Annotated in this window: 15 protein-coding genes; 4 read left to right on the top strand and 11 right to left on the bottom strand. The window is 73.7% G+C overall.

Annotated elements, in window-relative coordinates:
• Positions 1-314 precede the first annotated feature (314 nt).
• Complete coding sequence (locus ACZ5DC_RS17395; RefSeq protein ID WP_189882491.1) at positions 315-941, bottom strand: NUDIX domain-containing protein; 627 nt, start codon at positions 939-941, stop codon at positions 315-317.
• A 101-nt stretch (positions 942-1,042) separates the two neighbouring features.
• A complete protein-coding gene (locus tag ACZ5DC_RS17390) occupies positions 1,043-2,692 on the bottom strand; it encodes a CTP synthase (RefSeq protein ID WP_366750630.1) in 1,650 nt (549 codons plus the stop codon).
• 541 nt (positions 2,693-3,233) lie between these two features.
• Between ACZ5DC_RS17390 and ACZ5DC_RS17385 the strand changes: the two genes are divergently transcribed.
• From ACZ5DC_RS17385 to ACZ5DC_RS17375, 3 genes are all read left to right on the top strand, one after another.
• The gene (locus ACZ5DC_RS17385; protein WP_468654175.1) at positions 3,234-5,036 is read left to right on the top strand and encodes a glycoside hydrolase family 15 protein; all 1,803 of its coding nucleotides are present in this window, start codon (positions 3,234-3,236) and stop codon (positions 5,034-5,036) included.
• 158 nt (positions 5,037-5,194) lie between these two features.
• On the top strand, positions 5,195-6,577 hold the full coding sequence (locus ACZ5DC_RS17380) for an FAD-binding protein (RefSeq protein WP_468653587.1): 1,383 nt from the start codon (positions 5,195-5,197) through the stop codon (positions 6,575-6,577).
• Between the two features lie 50 nt (positions 6,578-6,627).
• Positions 6,628-8,274, top strand: a complete 1,647-nt coding sequence (locus ACZ5DC_RS17375; RefSeq protein ID WP_468653585.1) for a PucR family transcriptional regulator — start codon at positions 6,628-6,630, stop codon at positions 8,272-8,274.
• 6 nt (positions 8,275-8,280) lie between these two features.
• On the opposite strand, the gene ACZ5DC_RS17370 is transcribed toward ACZ5DC_RS17375, so the two are convergent.
• The 5 genes from ACZ5DC_RS17370 to ACZ5DC_RS17350 form a co-directional block, all read right to left on the bottom strand.
• Complete coding sequence (locus tag ACZ5DC_RS17370) at positions 8,281-9,474, bottom strand: glycosyltransferase family 4 protein (protein WP_468653583.1); 1,194 nt, start codon at positions 9,472-9,474, stop codon at positions 8,281-8,283.
• Between the two features lie 577 nt (positions 9,475-10,051).
• Positions 10,052-11,794 carry a DNA repair protein RecN gene (gene recN / locus ACZ5DC_RS17365; RefSeq protein ID WP_468653581.1) on the bottom strand — a complete coding sequence of 581 codons (1,743 nt, stop codon included), beginning with the start codon at positions 11,792-11,794 and terminating at the stop codon, positions 10,052-10,054.
• Between the two features lie 39 nt (positions 11,795-11,833).
• Complete coding sequence (locus ACZ5DC_RS17360) at positions 11,834-12,751, bottom strand: NAD kinase (protein WP_014671839.1); 918 nt, start codon at positions 12,749-12,751, stop codon at positions 11,834-11,836.
• Complete coding sequence (locus tag ACZ5DC_RS17355) at positions 12,748-13,563, bottom strand: TlyA family RNA methyltransferase (protein WP_468653579.1); 816 nt, start codon at positions 13,561-13,563, stop codon at positions 12,748-12,750. Before ACZ5DC_RS17355 ends, ACZ5DC_RS17360 begins: the two co-directional genes overlap by 4 nt.
• A gap of 7 nt (positions 13,564-13,570) precedes the next feature.
• Complete coding sequence (locus tag ACZ5DC_RS17350) at positions 13,571-13,849, bottom strand: hypothetical protein (RefSeq protein WP_468653577.1); 279 nt, start codon at positions 13,847-13,849, stop codon at positions 13,571-13,573.
• A gap of 42 nt (positions 13,850-13,891) precedes the next feature.
• Here ACZ5DC_RS17350 and ACZ5DC_RS17345 point away from each other — a divergent pair, with 42 nt between their 5' ends.
• Positions 13,892-14,239 (top strand): sterol-binding protein, encoded by a 348-nt coding sequence (locus ACZ5DC_RS17345; protein ID WP_468653575.1) that lies wholly within the window; start codon positions 13,892-13,894, stop codon positions 14,237-14,239.
• 62 nt (positions 14,240-14,301) lie between these two features.
• Here the strand turns inward: ACZ5DC_RS17345 and ACZ5DC_RS17340 are convergent, their stop codons facing one another.
• From ACZ5DC_RS17340 to ACZ5DC_RS17325, 4 genes are all read right to left on the bottom strand, one after another.
• Entirely contained in the window at positions 14,302-15,174 is an 873-nt protein-coding gene (locus ACZ5DC_RS17340) for an ABC transporter ATP-binding protein (RefSeq protein ID WP_468653573.1), read from the bottom strand.
• Positions 15,171-16,217: a FecCD family ABC transporter permease gene (locus ACZ5DC_RS17335; protein WP_468653571.1), complete on the bottom strand. Its 1,047-nt coding sequence runs from the start codon at positions 16,215-16,217 to the stop codon at positions 15,171-15,173. Before ACZ5DC_RS17335 ends, ACZ5DC_RS17340 begins: the two co-directional genes overlap by 4 nt.
• Complete coding sequence (locus ACZ5DC_RS17330; RefSeq protein ID WP_468653569.1) at positions 16,214-17,257, bottom strand: FecCD family ABC transporter permease; 1,044 nt, start codon at positions 17,255-17,257, stop codon at positions 16,214-16,216. Before ACZ5DC_RS17330 ends, ACZ5DC_RS17335 begins: the two co-directional genes overlap by 4 nt.
• A 127-nt stretch (positions 17,258-17,384) precedes the next feature.
• Positions 17,385-18,413: an HAD hydrolase-like protein gene (locus ACZ5DC_RS17325; protein WP_468653567.1), complete on the bottom strand. Its 1,029-nt coding sequence runs from the start codon at positions 18,411-18,413 to the stop codon at positions 17,385-17,387.
• Between the last annotated feature and the right edge of the window lie 127 nt (positions 18,414-18,540).

Here is an 18,540-nt window from a genome sequence, read left to right as displayed (position 1 = left end):
CGGAAGAGCGCGGCGGAGGGTTCCCCCGATCGGATCAGGCGATCGTCACACCGGCATCCTGAGGGGGGCCGACCGGGTCCGGGAGGGGCGGGCCGCGCCCTTCATGGGCCGGGTCGGTCCCGGAGGGGACGGGTCGGGAGGCGGGTCGGGTTCCGCAGGGACCGGACGGGCCAGGCCGCGCCCAGCCAGGCCGGACCAGGCCCCAGACGACCCGAGCCCGGCCAGGTCCCAGCCGAGCCCCAAAAAGGCCACGCCGCCCCAGACGAGCCAGACCAGGCCCCAGACGAGCCCAGCCGCGCCCCGGACGGGTCGGGTCAGTTTTCGAAGGGGCGGGCCGGCCAGGGCGCGTCGGCGGGGCGCAGGGCGTCCAGGCCGTCGCCGCCGCGGGCGGCGACCAGGGAGAGCACGCCCACCACGAGGCAGTTGTTGTGCAGGTCCCCGGCCAGCACGCGGCGTACCAGTTCCCCGACCGGCACGCGCGCGTGCTGCATGTCGGTCTCCTCGTGCTCCGCCGCGAAGCGCTCGCCCTCGGCGTCGGACAGGCCGCGGGCCAGGAAGATCCGCACCGCCTCGTCGCAGCCGCCCGGGGTGGTGTACACGTCGGTCAGCACCCGCCAGTCCTCGGCCTTGACGTGCGCCTCCTCGTACAGCTCCCGCTGCGCGGCGTGCAGCGGGTTCTCGCCGGGCACGTCCAGCAGCCCCGCCGGGATCTCCCACAGCTTGTGCCGCACCGGGTGCCGGTACTGGTTGATCAGCAGCACCCGGTCCTCCTCGTCAAGGGCGAGGACGGCGACGGAGCCGGGGTGGACCTGGTAGTCGCGGCGGGCCACCGACCCGTCGGGCATGACCACGTCGTCCGTGCGGACGGAGGTCTTGTTGCCCACGAAGGGGGTGTCCGTGGCGCGGATCTCCCATTCCTCGGGGGTGTCCTTGATCGTCATGCCCTGTCCTTCCACGTGCTGTGCGAGACGACCGGCCGACAAAGAAAGCCGGGGTGCTCACCTGTGAAGGTTCGCACCCCGGCCACCGTACAACTGGTGTGTTACTTCGAGTTCTTCCGCTCGACCGCGGCCTTCACCAGGCCCGCGAAGAGCGGGTTCGCGCGGGTCGGCCGCGAGCGCAGCTCGGGGTGCGCCTGCGTGGCGACCAGGTACGGGTGGACGTCGCGCGGGTATTCCACGTACTCCACGAGCTTGCCGTCGGGGGAGGTGCCGGAGAAGACGATGCCGGCCTTCTTCTCCAGTTCCGCGCGGTAGGCGTTGTTGACCTCGTAGCGGTGCCGGTGGCGCTCCTCGACGTACTCCTTGCCGTCGTAGACCTCGCGCACGATCGAGCCCTCGGCCAGCTTGGCCGGGTACATGCCCAGCCGCATCGTGCCGCCCATGTCGCCCTCGCCGGCGACGATGTCGAGCTGCTCGGCCATGGTGGAGATGACCGGGTGGGCGGTGGCCGGGTCGAACTCGGTGGAGTTGGCGTCCGGGATGTCGGCCAGGTTGCGGGCGGCCTCGATCACGATGCACTGCAGGCCCAGGCAGAGGCCGAGCAGCGGGATCTTGTTCTCCCGGGCGTAGCGGATCGCGCCGACCTTGCCGAGCACACCGCGGTCGCCGAAGCCGCCGGGGATGCAGACGCCGTCGACGTCCTCCAGCTGGGCCTTGGCGCCGGCCGGGGTCTTGCAGTCGTCCGAGGTCACCCACTTGATCTTCACGCGGGCCTTGTTGGCGAAGCCGCCCGCGCGCAGCGCCTCGGTGACCGACAGGTAGGCGTCCGGCAGGTCGATGTACTTGCCGACCAGCGCCAGGGTGACCTCGTGGTCGGGGTTGTGGACGCGGTCGAGCAGGTCGTCCCACGTCGTCCAGTCCACGTCCCGGAAGGGCAGGTCGAGCTTGCGGACGACGTAGGCGTCCAGGCCCTCGGAGTGCACGACCTTCGGGATGTCGTAGATCGAGCGGGCGTCGGGGCAGGCGACGACGGCGGCCTCGTCCACGTCGCACATCAGGGAGATCTTCCGCTTGATCGCGGTCGGCACCTCCCGGTCGCAGCGCAGCACGATCGCGTCCGGCTGGATGCCGATGTTCCTGAGCGCGGCCACCGAGTGCTGGGTCGGCTTGGTCTTCAGCTCACCGGACGGGCCGATGTAGGGCAGCAGCGAGATGTGCACCACGAAGACGTTGTCCCGGCCGACCTCGTGGCGGACCTGGCGGACGGTCTCCAGGAACGGCAGCGACTCGATGTCGCCGACCGTGCCGCCGACCTCGGTGATCACGACGTCGACCGCGTCGGTGGCCATGCGCCGGATGCGGTGCTTGATCTCGTTGGTGATGTGCGGGATGACCTGCACCGTGTCGCCCAGGTATTCGCCGCGGCGCTCCTTGGCGATCACCGTGGAGTAGACCTGGCCGGTGGTGACGTTGGCGCTGCCGTCCAGGTCGCGGTCGAGGAACCGCTCGTAGTGGCCGATGTCCAGGTCGGTCTCGGCGCCGTCGTTGGTGACGAACACCTCACCGTGCTGGAAGGGGTTCATCGTGCCCGGGTCGACGTTCAGGTACGGGTCGAGCTTCTGCATCACGACACGCAGGCCCCGCGCCTTGAGCAGCATGCCCAGGCTGGAGGCGGTCAGACCCTTGCCGAGCGAGGAGGCGACACCCCCGGTCACGAAGATGTGCTTGGTCGTCGTGGTGTTGGGCGGCATGGCCAAGAGGGGGCTCCCGTGGTCGCGGTCTGGGGGGTGCGATACGGCGACCCTCCCGGGATTCTCCGGGGGTGCCGTCGCTGCGGTTCGGGGGTTTTCTCCCACCGGTCCACGGGCTACCAGCGTATCAGCGCCTGGGCGGGATGGCTTCCGGCGACTGTTCGTACCCGCCCGGGTACAGCCAGCCGCCACACAGGTCACCCGTGTCACTCTGACCGACCGCGGACACACCGTCCTCACCCGGCGCTCACCCGTTCGGCCCACACAGGTTGCCCGGAGCGGCACGCAGATCATCTACGTGCGTCGTATCCTGCTCGGACATTGGCTGCCGAGCCCGGCCGGAACGACGGCACACCCCCGCCAACATCACCCGGAACAACGAGAGCGCGGCAGTTCGTTGAGCAAAGACTGTCGTGTTGCCTCAGGGCTCGGCGGGCTGCTTTGCTTCACCGCTCAACGACGCTTAACAACGATCCCTTGACCGCACTAGCGACAGCCCCCTGCGCGGGGGTGTGACGTGGCCGTTCGACTGGAGTTGCACGTGGCCGGGCGCATCGAAGACTACGCACTCATCGGAGACATGCAGACAGCGGCGCTGGTCTGCCGGGATGGCACGGTGGACTGGCTGTGCCTGCCCCGCTTCGACTCCCATGCCGTCTTCGCCGGCCTGCTGGGCACCGAGGAACACGGTTTCTGGCGGCTCGGACCGGCGCACGCCGCCGACGCCAAGCCGCCCACGGCCGCCCGGCGCGGCTACCGCGGCGACTCGCTGATCCTGGAATCCGAGTGGGACACCCCGCGCGGCACGGTGCGTGTGACCGATTTCATGCCCCCGCGTGACGGCGCCCCGCAGCTGATCCGGATCGTGGAGGGCGTCACCGGCCGGGTCCCGATGCGCTCCGCCCTGCGGATGCGGTTCTCCTACGGCCGCGTGGTGCCGTGGGTGCACAAGCACGAGGGGCGCACGGTGGCCGTCGCCGGACCGGACTCGGTGTGGTTCGACACCGAGGCCGAGACCTACGGCAAGGCGCTCACGACGTACGCCGACTTCACGGTCGCCCCCGGTGACCGGATCGCGTTCACCATCTCCTGGCAGCCCTCGCACAAGCAGCCGCCGCCGCTGCCCGAGCCGGAGACCTCGCTGGAGGCGACGGAGGACTTCTGGCGCGAGTGGGTCGAGCACTGTACGTACCACGGGCCGTACCGGGAGGCGGTGATCCGCTCGCTGATCACCCTCAAGGCGCTGACCTACGCCCCCACGGGCGGCATCGTCGCCGCCCCCACGACCTCCCTGCCCGAGGACATCGGGGGCGTGCGCAACTGGGACTACCGCTACACCTGGCTGCGGGACGCGGCGATCACCCTGTCCTCGCTGCTGCGCACGGGCTACCGCGAGGAGGCCCGCGCCTGGCGCGAGTGGCTGCTGCGCGCGGTCGCCGGCGACCCGGAGAACCTGCAGATCATGTACGGCATCGCCGGTGAGCGCGAGCTGGGCGAGGCGGAGCTGGACTGGCTGCCGGGCTACGAGAAGTCCGCTCCGGTCCGGGTCGGCAACGGCGCCGCGCACCAGCTCCAGCTGGACGTGTACGGCGAGGTCACCGAGGCCCTGCACCTGGGGCACATGACCGGCCTCGCCCGCAACGACTACGCCTCCCTGCTCCAGCTGAAGCTGATCCGCTACCTGGAGGACCACTGGCAGGAGCCGGACGAGGGCATCTGGGAGGTGCGCGGCCCGCGCCGGCACTTCGTGCACTCCAAGGTGATGGCCTGGGTCGCCGTCGACCGCACGATCAAGCTCATCGAGTCCGGCGACGCGGACGGCCCGCTGGAGCGCTGGAAGGAACTGCGCGACGACATCCACCGGGACGTGTGCGAGAAGGGCTACGACAAGGAGCGCAACACCTTCACCCAGTCCTACGGCTCCCAGGAGCTGGACGCCTCGCTGCTGCTCATCCCGCAGATGGGCTTCCTGCCGCCGGACGACAAACGCGTGATCGGCACCATCGAGGCGATCCAGCGGGAGCTGTCCACCCCGGACGGGTTCATCCTGCGCTACCCGACGGAGGGCGACCGCGAAGGCGTCGACGGCCTGCCGGGTGACGAGGGCGCGTTCCTGGCCTGCTCGTTCTGGATGGCGGACGACCTGGCGATGATCGGCCGGGTGGACGAGGCCCGCAAGCTGTTCGAGAAGCTCCTCTCGCTGCGCAACGACCTCGGTCTGCTCGCCGAGGAGTGGGACCCGCGCCTGAAGCGCCAGGTGGGCAACTTCCCGCAGGCGTTCAGCCACGTCCCGCTGATCGACACGGCCCTGCGGCTGACGGCGTCGGGCGCCTACGGGGGCTAGGGCCTCTCGTTTGACGTTCCGCGCGCGGACGCGGCGCGGGCTCCCCGCCCGCGTCCGCGGTCCCGTCGGGGCCGGTCGCGCGGTTCCCCGTGCCCGTTCGGGGGTGCGCGCCGCCTACCCTGGAACCGGACAGATGCCCCTTCCGGAAGGGGGCGGCCATGGCTTCCCTCTCGAAGGCGGGCGCGGCCCTCGTCGCGCTCCGCGAGGATCTGGTCGGCGATGTGCTCGTCCCTGGGGATCCGGGCTACGAGGAGGCCCGTGCGGTCTTCAACGCGATGGTCGACCGGCGGCCCGCGGTGATCGCGCAGTGCGCGGACGCGACCGACGTGGTGCGGGCCGTGCGCTTCGGCAGGGACCTCGACCTGCACATCGCGGTGCGCGGCGGCGGCCACGGCGTGGCCGGTACGGCGCTGGGCGACGGCGCGCTCGTGGTGGACCTGCGCCGGATGCACCAGGTGACCGTCGACCCGGCGGCCGAGGCGGTCCGGATCGAGGGCGGCGCCACGATGAGCCATCTGGACCGCGCCACCCAGCCGTACGGTCTCGCGACCACCGGCGGGCGGGCCTCCACCACCGGCGTCGGCGGTTACGTCCTCGGCGGGGGCACCGGCTGGCTCGACCGCGCCTTCGGCCTCGCCGTGGACAACCTCATCGCCGTGGAGCTGGTGACCGCCGACGCCGAGCGGGTGCACGCGAGCGCCGACGAGAACCCCGAGCTGTTCTGGGCGCTGCACGGCGGGGGCGGCAACTTCGGCGTCGCCACCGCGCTCACCCTGCGGCTGCACGAACTGCCGGAGTTCTCGGTCGTCCTGCTGCTGTTCCTGCCGGACGCCGGACCGGACGTGCTCCGCACCTTCCGCGAGGTCTTCCGCACCGGGCCGGACGAGGTGGGCGGCGCGGTGCTGTACCTCACCGGCCCGCCCGCCCGGTTCACACCGCCGGAGCTGGTGGGCGCGCCGCTGTGCGCGGCCCTGCTGACCTACGCCGGCGGCGAGGACGCACTGCGCAAGCTCGCCGAGCCGCTGCTCGCGCTGCCGCACGAGGTGGAGCTGGCCGGTGACATGCCGTACGCCGACGCGCAGTGCATGCTCGACCGGCCGGCGGGGCTGCGCGACCACTGGTCGGCGGAGTGTCTGGCCGGGCTGCCCGACGAGGCCGTGGACGCCTTCTGCGCCCGCGCGGAGGGCATGCCGGTGCCGACGCCCACCCAGCACCTGCTCTTCCCGCAGGGCGGGGCCGCAGCGGCCGGTCCGCACGAGTACCCGGTGGCCTACCGGGACGCGCCCTGGGCGGCGCACCCGCTCGCGATCTGGCCGGACCCGGCCGACGACGAGCGGGCGATCGGCTGGGTGCGGGACGTGCGGGCCGGCCTGCGGCGGTGGAGCACGGGGGCGGTGCACCTCAACCTGATCGGCGACGAGGGCCCCGAACGGGTCCGCGCGGGCCTGGGCGCCGGGAACACCCTGCGCCTGGCGAAGGTGAAGCGGCGCTACGACCCCGACAACGTCTTCCGCTTCAACCACAACATCCGTCCGGTCTAGGGTCTGGGCGGGAGCTGTCCCGAGGGCGTCTTCGCAGGTAGCGTCGCCGCATGCACAGCCGTACGGACCACCGATCCGACAACCAGGGCGCCGGGATCACCGTGCAGCGGGCGCTGGAGCTGCCCGGGCTGCGCAGCGGGCTGCCGGAGGTGCTGGCGGGCGCCGACCGGCTCGGCCGCACCGTGCGCTGGGTGCACGCGGGCGAGGTTCCGAACATCGCCTCGCTGCTCAAGGGCGGCGAGCTGCTGCTGACCACCGGCTACGGCCTCGGCACCCGGCCGGCCGAGCAGCGGGCGTTCGTGCGCACCCTCGCCGAGCGCGGGATCGCCGCCCTCGTGGTGGAGCTGGGCCCGCGCTTCACCCGGCTGCCCGCCGCCCTGGTGGACACGGCGCGGGCGGCCGGGCTGCCGCTGGTCCAGCTGCACCGCGAGGTGCCGTTCGTGGCGGTGACCGAGGAGATCCACACGGAGATCGTCAACGGCCACTACGCGCTGCTCCAGCGCGCCGAGGAGGTGCACCGGCGCTGCACCGAGGCCCTGCTGGGCGGGGGCGGGGTGCCGCAGGTGCTGGACATCCTGGCCGGCTTCGGCGGCAACCCGGTGTTCCTGGAGACCGCCGACGGCCGGCTGCTGTACGCCGCCGGTGCCGGGCCGGAGGGCGCGGACCCGCTCCAGGTGTGGGAGGGGCTGCGCGGCCCGCACAAGCAGGCCCCGCCGCCCGCCGGGTCGGTGCTGGTGGACGTGCCCGGCGGCGGGCCCGGGACCGCCGGTGCCGTGCGCGCCCGCCTGGTGCTGCTGCCGGTCCGCTCACCGCTGGCCCCGGTGCACCGGATCGCCGCCGAGCGGGCCGCGGGAATCCTGGCCGTGGTGCTGATGCAGGCGCGGCAGGAGGAGGAGCTGGCGGCGCGCGGGCGGGGCGACTTCCTCACCGATCTCGCCGAGGGCCGGATCGCGGCGCAGGACGCCCCGGCGCAGGCCCGGGTGCTCGGCTTCAAGCCCGGCGACAGCCCGCTGCTGCCCGTGGTGATGCGGATCGGGGACACCCTCTCCCCCGGCGGCGGCTGGGCGGTGCTGGCCCGCGCGGTCTCCGAGGAGCTGGCCGCGGTGGGGGTGCCGGTGCTGCTGGGGGTGCGGCCGGTGGAGGGCCGGGTGCTGGTGCTGCTGGGGCTGCGCTCGGAGTCGGAGCGGGCCGCGGTCGCGGACCGGGTGGCGGCGGCGCTGCGGGCGGGGGTGGAGCGGGCCGGGATGCGCCGGCCGGGCTCGCCGGCGCCGGTGGTGGTGGTCGGGGTGGCGGGCGGCTGGGCGGCGGCTTCGGCGGGTCTGCGGCACGCGGCGGAGACCGCGACCGCGGCCCAGGGCCTGACCGACCTGCCCTGGTACGACGCCCGGCGCCTGGACATCGACCTGCTGCTGTGGCGGCTGCGCGACCACCCGGATCTCGCGTCCTTCGTGGACCGGGCGATCGGCCCGCTGCGCGACCACGACCACCGCTCCCGGCCGCCGCTGCTGCCGACTCTGGAGACCTATCTGGCGCACGCCGGCCGCAAGGCGGAGACGGCCCGCGAACTGCACCTCAACCGGCAGACGCTGTACAACCGGCTCGCCCGGATCGAGGAGTTGCTGGGCACCGACCTGGACGACCCGCAGACGGTACTGGCGTTGAGCCTGGCCCTGCGGGCGCGTCGGCACGTGCCCTGACGCCGCTCAGGCCAGCGGTCGGGGCTGGGTCAACTCGTCGTACACGCTGAGCACTTGGGCGACGGTCTCGTCCTCGGTCGGCCAGGTGGCGGCCTGCCGCGTCCCGCGTTCGCGCAGCACCGCGCGGCGTTCCGGGTCCGCGAGGAGCCGTACGACGGTGCCGGCGAGGGCTTCCGGGTCGCCGTACGGGACGAGTTCGGCCGCGTCGCCGACGAGGTCCGGGATGCCGCCGACGCGGGTGGCGACGAGCGGCACGCGCGCGTGCAGCGCCTCCTGGGCGAGGACGGACCGCGACTCCCAACTGCTGGTCAGCAGGGCCAAGTCGGCGGCGGCGAGCAGCTCGGGCACGTCCTCGCGGTGCCCGATGAGCCGCACCGGCAGTTCCTCGTCCTCGATCCGCCGTTGCAGCACCGGACGCAGTGGCCCCTCCCCCGCGACGACCACCAGCGGCACCGGTTCGAGGTCGCGCCAGGCGCGGGCGGCGTCGAGCAGGACGTCGTAGCCGCGGTGCCGGTCCAGGGAGCCGACCGCGATGAGCAACGGGCGTCCGGTGGCGCCGAGTTCGGCCCGGGTCTTGGGCCGCCGCCGGTCGGGGTCGTCGCGGTCGGGGCCGTCGACGGCGTCCGCCCCTTCGGGGGCGAGGGCGTCGGCGTCGAGGAGGCCGCCGGCGCGGTGCCGGCCCGGCAGGCCGACGGCCGCGAGCCGGGCGTCGCGCGCGCCGGTGCGCCGGGCCCGGTCGACCAGGTCGGGGCTGGTGCCGAGGACCACGGCCGCGGTCCTCATCACGCGCCGCTCCAGCAGCCGCAGCAGATGGGCCCGCGGGCCCTCCGCGTGGGCCCGGTTGTGCCAGGTGACCACGAGCGGGGTGGTGCGCCCGCTGAGCGCGAGCACGGTCCGGAAAGAGGCGTGCAGGCCGTGCGCGTGCACCAGGTCGGCGTTCGCGCAGGCCGTGCGGAGCGCGGCCACGGCGACGGGGTCGCTGCTGCGCGGCACGTGCACGTGGTCGGCGCCGACCCCGAGGAAGTCGTAGGCGTGTTCGGCCTCGGCGGGGGCGCACACGGTGACCCGCACGCCCCTCGCCACCAGCCCCTCGGCCAGGGAGCGCACGTGCGCGCTGCTGCCGGCGTTGCCTCCGCCGAGCACCTGCACGGTGCGCAGCGGCGACTGGCCGTGCGGTGCGTTGCTGCTCAGGGGGCTCACGGGGCCGGGGCTCCTGGTTCACGGGGACGGGCACGGGGTCGGCGTGGGGTGGTCACGAGGAAACGTACAGAAGGTAGCGGGCTCAGGGGGGCGGGTGGACGCATCCCGCGCGCCTCCCGGGCGGACCGTCCGTACCCCCTGTTCGCCCCGCGTTCCCCGTCAAGCATGCCAGGACGTACGGCCGTTCAGGGACATCCGGCAGGGCGCACCATGCGGCGGGCCGGGGCAATGCGCCGGAGCACATCACCCACACGGGTGAGGAAGCGCCAGCCGCGGCGGAACGGTGCACGAGGGCATACGACGAGGTCAGCCCCTCACAGACCCGCTCCTGGACACCGGCCCGGCCCCCGTACCGTGCGGCGGCCACCGGAGCGAGGGCGCGCGCGAGAACTCCCGCGCGCCGGTTTCCCACCACCACGGCCGCCCCTCGGTGCGGCACCGGGGGCGCGCGTCCCGTGTCCCCGGGCATCCCGCACGCACCGGGGCCGTCGGGCAGCACGGCCACGGCGGCACCCGTCGCCCGGCGACCGGCCGGGCCCCGGGTCCCTCCCCCACGGGCCCCGGCGCCCCGAGGGCCCTACAGGTCCGCCCTGGCCGTCGCCAGGAGTTCCTCCGCGTGGGCGCGGGCCGTTTCGGAGTCCTCCTGGCCCGCCAGCATCCGGGACAGCTCCCGGACGCGCTCCTCGCCCTCCAGGACCTTCACGCCGGAGCGGGTGACGGAGCCGTCGTTGGTCTTCTCCACCAGCAGCTGGCGGTCGGCGAACGCGGCGACCTGGGGCAGGTGGGTGACCACGACGACCTGCGCGGTCCTGGCGAGCTTGGCCAGGCGCCGCCCGATCTCGACCGCCGCCTTGCCGCCGACACCGGCGTCGACCTCGTCGAAGAGGTACGTCGGCACCGGGTCGGTGCCCGCGAACACCACCTCCACAGCGAGCATCACGCGGGACAGCTCACCGCCGGACGCGCCCTTGGCGATGGGCCGCGGCGGGGCGCCCGGGTGCGGGGCGAGCAGCAGCTCGACCTCGTCCACGCCCGAGGGGCCGTAGGCGACCGTCCGCCCGCCGACCTCGACGCCGTCCGCGTCCTCGGTCTGGCGGATGTCGAAGGACACGCGCGCGTGGGGCATCGCCAGCGAGGCCAGCTCGGCGGTCACGGCGGCGGCGAACCGCTCGGCGGCCTCGGCCCGCGCGTCCGTCAGCGCCTGCGCGAGCCCGCCCAGCTCGGTGCGCAGCGCGTCCCGCTCGGCCGTCAGCTCCTCGATCCGCTCGTCGTCGCCGTCCAGCTCGGTGAGCCGCGCGGCGCTCCGCTCGGCCCAGGCCAGGACGCCGGCGACGTCGTCCCCGTACTTACGGGTCAGGGCGTTCAGGGCGGCCCGGCGCTCCTCCACCGCCGCCAGCCGCAGCGGGTCGGCGTCGAGATCGTCGGCGTACCCCGCCAGCTCACCCGCCACGTCACCCAGCAGGATGCCGATCTCCCCGATCCGGTCGGCGAGCGCGGACAGTGCCGGATCGTGCGACCGCACGGCCTCCAGCGCCCGGTGGGCGCCCGCGACGAGGGTGGAGGCGTCGATCCCCTCGGGGTCCTCCGGATTGCCCGCGAGAGCGGCGTGGGCGGCCGTCGCGGCGGACGACAGCGCCTCCGCGTGCCCCAGCCGCTCGGCCTCCTCGGACAGCTCCACGTCCTCGCCGGGCCGGGGCTCCACGGCGGCGATCTCGTCGAGGCCGTAGCGCAGCATGTCGGCTTCCTGCGCCCGCTCACGCGCGCGCGTGGTGATCTCCTCCAGCTCGGCGGAGACGGCCCGCAGCCGCTTGTACGCCTCGCCGTACTTGGCGAGCGGCACGGCCACGGCGTCGCCCGCGTACCGGTCGAGTGCCTGCCGCTGCCGGGACAGCTTCAGCAGTCCCTGCTGGTCGGTCTGCCCGTGCACGGCCACCAGGTCGTCGGCCAGCTCGGCGAGCAGCCCGACGGGCACGCTGCGCCCGCCCAGGTGCGCCCGGGAGCGGCCCTCGGCGGAGACGGTCCGGCTGATCAGCAGGGCCCCGTCGTCCAGCTCGGCCCCGGCCTCCTCGGCCCGCACGACGGCGGCGGCGCCGGGGGGCACGGCGACCCGCCCCTCCACCACCGCCTTCTCGGCCCCGATCCGCACGAGCGCCGGGTCGGCCCGTCCGCCGAGCAGCAGTCCCAGGCTGGTGACCACCATGGTCTTGCCCGCACCCGTCTCACCGGTGACGGCGGTGAACCCCGGCGACAGCTCGACGACGGCATCGTCGATGACCCCGAGCGACCGTATCCGCATCTCCTCCAACACGGAACAGACCATACGAGGTCCGGGGCCGGGAACGCACATGGCCCGCCCGTGTCACTCCGAGGGGTGGTGGGGCGCGCCCCGCCATCCCGTGGTGGGCAGTGCGAACTTCGCCACGAGCCGGTCGGTGAAGGACGAGTGGTGCAGCCGGGCCAGCCGTACCGGCACGGCGCCCCGCCGTACCTCGACCCGCGCCCCCGGCGGCAGCTCCACGGTCCGCCGCCCGTCGCACCACAGGACCCCCGGCGGGATGTGCGGCAGCACCTCCACCGCGAGCACCGAGTCCGGCGAGGTGACCAGCGGCTTGGCGAACAGCGCGTGCGCGCTGATCGGCACCATCAGCAGGGCCTCCACCTCCGGCCACACCACGGGTCCGCCGGCGGAGAAGGCGTACGCCGTGGACCCGGTCGGCGTGGACAGCACGACGCCGTCGCACCCGAAGCCCGTCACCGGCCGCCCGTCGATCTCCAGGACGACTTCCAGCAGCTTCTCGGCGCCGGCCTTCTGCACGGCGGCCTCGTTCAGCGCCCAGTCGGTGTGCACGATGTCGCCGTTGCGGTGCACCACGACGTCGACGGTCATCCGCTCCTCGACCTCGTACGACCGCGCCACCACCCGGTCCACGACCCGGTCGAGGTCGTCGCGCTCGGCCTCCGCGAGGAACCCGACGCGGCCGAGGTTGACGCCGAGCATCGGCACCCCGGAGGCCCGCGCGAACTCGGCGCCGCGCAGCAGCGTGCCGTCGCCGCCCAGCACGATCAGCAGCTCGCAGCCGTCCAGGCACTGCGGGGTCGCCTCCTTGACGAGGGCCACCTCGTCCGGGAGCGGCAGGTCGCGCGCCTCCTCCTCCAGCACCCGCACCCCGATGCCATGCCGCAGCAGGCCCTTGACGACGAGTTCCGCGCTGCGGATCGCCGCGGGCCGCCCGGTGTGGGCGAGCAGGAAAACAGTACGCGCCAGGTTCTGTGTCAACGCGGCCCCTCCGCCACTGCACGGTCGACGTCGGCCGGGTCCACCTGGGGTGCCCCCGTCCGCAGCCAGAGAAAGTACTCCACGTTCCCCGAGGGCCCGGGCAGCGGACTCGCGGTGACCCCCCGCACCCCGAGTCCCAGCTCCCACGCCTTCGCGGCCACCGCGCGCACGGCCTCCGCCCGCAGCTGCGGACTCCGTACGACACCCCCGCTGCCGAGCCGTTCCTTCCCGACCTCGAACTGCGGCTTGACCATCATCACCAGGTCGGCGTCCGGCGTCACGCACCGCTTCAGGGCGGGCAGCACCAGCCCGAGCGGGATGAAGGACAGATCGCCCACGACAAGATCCACAGGTTTCCCATCGATCGCCTCAAGCGTCAATTCGCGTACGTTCGTACGGTCCTTGACGGTGACGCGTTCATCCTTCTGGAGCGACCAGGCGAGTTGGCCGTAGCCGACGTCCACCGCGACGACGTGGGCGGCGCCCGCGCGCAGCAGGACGTCGGTGAAGCCGCCGGTGGACGCGCCGGCGTCCAGCGCCCGCCGGCCCTCGACGACGAGCCCCTGCGGCACGAAGGCCGCCAGCGCGCCGGCGAGCTTGTGCCCGCCCCGGGAGACGTAGTCGGGATCGCTGTCGTCGGCCTGGACCACGATCGCCGCCGCGGTCTCCACCTGTGTGGCCGGCTTGGTCGCCACGGTCTTGCCGACGGTGACCCGCCCTGCGGCGATCAGCTGGCTGGCGTGCTCGCGGGAACGGGCGAGCTTCCGGCGGACCAGCTCCGCGTCGAGACGGCGGCGTGCGACTCCTGCCACGTTCGGTTCAGCTCCTGCTCTGGTGGTACGACGGTGCGGGGGCCGCGGGTCCCGGGCGGGCGTCGAGCGCGGTGAGCGCGTCGCGCAGCCCCCGGTGTACATCCTCGTACACCTCGACATGGCCGTCGGTGGCGAGGTGGTCGGCGTCGGCCAGCCGGTCGAGCCGGGCGTCGACCTCGGCGTTGCCGGTGGGGGTGCGCGGGACGTTCAGGGGGGCGGGCGCCGCGGGGTCGTACGCGGGCGCCGCCTCGGTGTCGATGTCGGCCTCGGACACGGACTCGCTCATGCCCAGACGCTACCGCGAACCGCTGGGGTACCGTCGTGGGCGATGGCCACGATCGAGGAGTGCCGCGCCGCACTGGGGAAGCTTTCGGACAACATGCAGGGGGCCGGGGGCGACGTCCGCGCGGCCGCCGCGCTCGACCGCTCGGTGAGCTGCCACATCACCGATCTCGACGTCACCTTCGCGGGCCGGATGACCGGCGGCCGGATCGAGGTCGACGAGACGCATCCGGGCCCGCCGCGCGAGAAGGCGCAGATCAGGCTCGCCATGGCCGGGGACGACCTGGTGGCCCTGGTGGGCGGCGAGCTGAACTTCGCGACCGCCTGGGGCTCGGGCCGGGTGAAGCTGGAGGCGAGCCTGCTGGACCTGTTCCGGCTGCGGAAGCTGCTGTAGGGCGTTCGCGTCGTCGTGCACGCCGTCAGGGGGGCCGCCGTGGCCCTGTCCGACGCGTGCCGTCAGGAGGCGGCCGCGGCCTTCTCCGCGCGCGCCTTCCGGGCCGCCGGCACCACCAGCGGGGTGCCCGTCTCCGGGTCCTCGATGACCTGGCAGCGCAGCCCGAAGACCTCCTCGACCAGCTCGGCCGTGACGATGTCGTCCGGGGCGCCCTCGGCGATCACCGTGCCGCCGCGCAGGGCGATCAGGTGGGTGGCGTAGCGGGCGGCGTGGTTGAGGTCGTGCAGCACCGCCACCAGCGTCCGGCCCTGCTCCTCGTGCAGCTCGGCGCACAGGTCGAGGACGTCGATCTGGTGCTGGATGTCCAGGTAGGTGGTCGGCTCGTCCAGGAGCAGCAGCGGGGTCTGCTGGGCGAGCGCCATGGCGATCCACACCCGTTGCCGCTGTCCGCCGGACAGCTCGTCCACGTACCGCTCGGCCAGCTCCGCCACCCCGGTCTGCCGCATCGACTCCCGCACGACCCGTTCGTCCTCCGCCGACCACTGACGCAGCAGGCCCTGGTGCGGGTAGCGGCCGCGGCCGACGAGGTCGGCGACGGTGATGCCGTCGGGCGCGACGGACGACTGCGGCAGCAGGCCGAGGGTCCGCGCGACCTTCTTGGCGGGCAGCGACTGGATGGCCTGCCCGTCCAGCAGCACCCGGCCCTCGCTGGGCCTGAGCATCCGCGACAGCGCCCGCAGCAGCGTCGACTTGCCGCACGCGTTCGGTCCGACGATCACCGTGAAGGAGTGGTCGGGGATCTCCACCGACAGCTGCTCGGCGATGACCCGCTGGTCGTAGGCGAGGGTGACGTTGTCGGCGGAGAGGCGGTTCACGGTGCTCCTAGGGGTGTTCGGGTGCGCGGCGCTTCCGTCCGGGCCCTGCGCGCGGTTCATATCCGGCCCGCCCGGCGCTCGGTGACCAGCAGCCACAGCAGGTAGGCGCCGCCGAGGACGCCGGTGACCACGCCGACGGGCAGCTGGTCGGCGCCGAAGGCGCGCTGCGAGACCCAGTCGGCGGCGACCAGCAGGGTCGCCCCCATGCACAGGGAGGGCACCAGGTTCGGTCCCGGCGAGCGGGTGAGGCGGCGGGCGAGCTGCGGCGCGGTCAGCGCGACGAAGCTGACGGGGCCCGCGGCGGCCGTGGCGGCGGCGACGAGCAGGACGGCGCAGACCATGAGCACGAGCCGGACCCGCTGCACGCGCACGCCGAGCGCGTTCGAGATGTCGTCGCCCATCTCCATCATCCGCAGGCCGCGCGCGTTCGCCAGGACCAGCGGGACGAGGACGGCGCACAGCCCGAGCAGCGGCCACACCTGGTCCCAGTCCCGGCCGTTCAGCGAGCCGGTCATCCACACCACCGCGCGCGTCGCGTCGACCAGGTCGGCCTTGGTCAGCAGATAGCCGTTCACCGCCGTCATGACGGCGTTGACGCCGATGCCCACGAGCACCAGCCGGTATCCGTGCACGCCCCGCTTCCAGGCGAGCGCGTAGATGGCGACACCGGTCGCCAGGCCGCCGGCCAGCGCGCCCACGGTCACCTGGGAGGCGCTGCCGGACATCAGCACGATCACGACGAGCGCGCCGGCCGTCGAACCCTGCGACAGGCCGAGCACGTCCGGACTGCCCAGCGGGTTGCGGGAGACCGACTGGAACAGCGCCCCGCCGAGACCGAGCGAGGCACCGACCAGCAGGCCGACCAGGACCCGCGGCAGCCGCAGCTCGTTGACGATGAAGTCCTGGTAGGCGGTGCCGTGGCCGGCGAGCGTCCGCAGCACGTCGGCCGCCGGGATGCTCGCCTCGCCGGTGCCGATCAGCGCCACACCGGCGGCGCAGGCGGCGCCGAGCAGCAGCACGACGACGATCAGCGCACGCGGGTCCAGGCGCAGCGAGAGCCCGCCGGGGGTGCGCACGGCACAGCTCCTGGAGTGCGTCTTCACAGCTGGGCCGTCCTCCGCCGTCGTACGAGAAAGATGAAGAGCGGGCCGCCGATGACCGCGGTGACGATGCCGACCTGGAGTTCGGCGGGGCGGGCCACGACCCGGCCGACGACATCGGCGCCGAGCAGCAGCACGGGCGCCAGGACCGTGGCGTACGGCAGGATCCAGCGCAGGTCGGGCCCGGTGAAGGAGCGCACGACGTGCGGGACCATCAGGCCGACGAAGACGATCGGGCCGCAGGCGGCGGTCGCGGCACCGCACAGCACCACGGCGGACAGCATGGCCAGCGCCCGGGTGCGGTTGAGGTTCGCGCCGAGGGCGCGCGCGGTGTCGTCGCCCATCTCCACGGCGTTCAGCGGCCGGGCCAGGGCGAGCGCGAGGACCGTGCCGGCCGCGAGGAACGGCAGGACCTGCACGATGGTCGCGTTCGTGGCCGAGACCAGCGAACCCACCGTCCAGAAGCGCATCTTGCCGAGGGCCGCGCCGTCCGTGATCATCACGGCCTGGAGGTAGCCGTACAGGGCCGCGCTGATCGCCGTGCCGGCGAGCGCGAGCCGTACCGGGGTGGCGCCCCGGCTGCCGCCGAGGAACCACACCAGCGCGCCGACGGCGGCCGCGCCGAGGAACGCGAACCACACATAGCCGCTGAGGCTGGTGACGCCGCAGTAGGTCATGGCCGTGACGACGGCGGCGGACGCGCCCGCGTTCATGCCGAGCAGACCGGGCTCGGCCAGCGGGTTGCGGGTCAGCGCCTGGAGCACCGCGCCGGACAGCCCGAGCGCGGCACCGGCCAGCAGACCGAGGGCGGTGCGCGAGAGCCGCTCGTCGACGACCACGTCGCCGTACGTCCCCGTGTCGTGGAACAGGCCGTGCCAGACCTGGTCCAGCGACAGCGCTTTCGCCCCGATCGCGATGCTCGCCAGGGCGACGCACAGCAGGAGCGCGACCGAGAGCAGGAGCCCAAGGGCTCGCGCCGCCCGGCGGGTTGGGGGCGCGGGGGCGGTCTCCGCGCGCTGTTCCGGAGGACTGTCGACCAACACGAGGTTAGGTTAGCCTACCCTCGCATACGATCTCGATCCCTGGTCGCTGTGAGGTCCGCCGAGGTCCTTCGACGCCCGGTGTCGTCCCGTCGCCCCGGGGGCCCGCCGGGCTCCGTCCGAAGAGCCGTCAGAGTCCCAGCCTGGCCAGCGCCTTCTCCCCGTCCAGCGCGCAGGTGCCCTCGCCCGCCGCCGTCCAGGCCGCCGCGCACAGCGCCCGCAGCCCGTCCAGCGGCTCGCCGTCGCCCGTCAGCTCCAACCGGTCCGTCCCGGCCGCCGCCGTCCACCCGCCGCACCGGAAACCGTCACCTTCCCGGGTGATGTCCGGCTGCCCGGTAAGCAGCCCGCGCAGATCGGCGTCCACGTACGTCGGCCGGTGCTGCGGCGGCGCGGCGAGCAACTGCGCCCCGTCGGTGACCCCCGTCAGCACCAGCAGCGAGTCCACCTCGCCGTTGAACGCGCCCTCGATGTCCGTGTCCAGCCGGTCCCCGACCACCAGCGGCCGCTCGGCACCGGTCCGGATGATCGTCTCCCGGTGCATCGGGGGCAGTGGCTTGCCCGCGACCTGCGGCTCGGCGCCGGTCGCGATCCGCACGACCTCCACGGCCGCCCCGTTGCCCGGTGCGATGCCCCGCCCGCTCGGAATCGTCAGGTCCGTGTTGGACGCGAACCACGGCACGCCCCGCCGAACGGCGTACGACGCCTCCGCGAACCGCCCCCAGGGCAGCTCCGGCCCGCCGTAGCCCTGCACCACCGCCGCCGGGTCGTCGTCCGCCGACTCCACCGGCGTCAGACCCCGCTCGCGCAGCGCCACCCGCAGCCCCTCACCACCGATCACCAGCACCCGCGCCCCGGCCGGAACCTGCTCGCTGATCAGCCGCGCCACGGCCTGCGCGGAGGTGATGACGTCGTCCGCGCCCGTGGGTATGCCCAGCTCCGTCAGGTGACCGGCCACCGCGTCCGGGGTCCGCAGCGCGTTGTTGGTGACGTACGCGAGACGCATCCCGCCCGACCGGGCCGCCGCCAGCGAGTCGACCGCGTGCGCGATCGCGCTCCCGCCCGCGTACACCACCCCGTCCAGATCGAGCAGCGCGGTGTCGTACGCCTCGCTCAGGGACTGCCCACTGCTCTCGGGCCTCGTCCTGACGTCCTGGCTCATGTCCACATCGCTCCTCGTTCACTCGCCTTTCCCCCGATCATCCCGCATGCCGCTGACACACGTACGATGCCGGGATGAACACAGCAGGTCACTGGGAGGCGACACCGCGTCGAGGCCTGGAACTCAC

It is taken from the genome of Streptomyces sp. NPDC031445 (assembly GCF_055581365.1).
The sequence above is the reverse complement of the archived record's forward strand: the minus strand, read 5'-3'. Positions and strand labels throughout refer to the sequence as shown.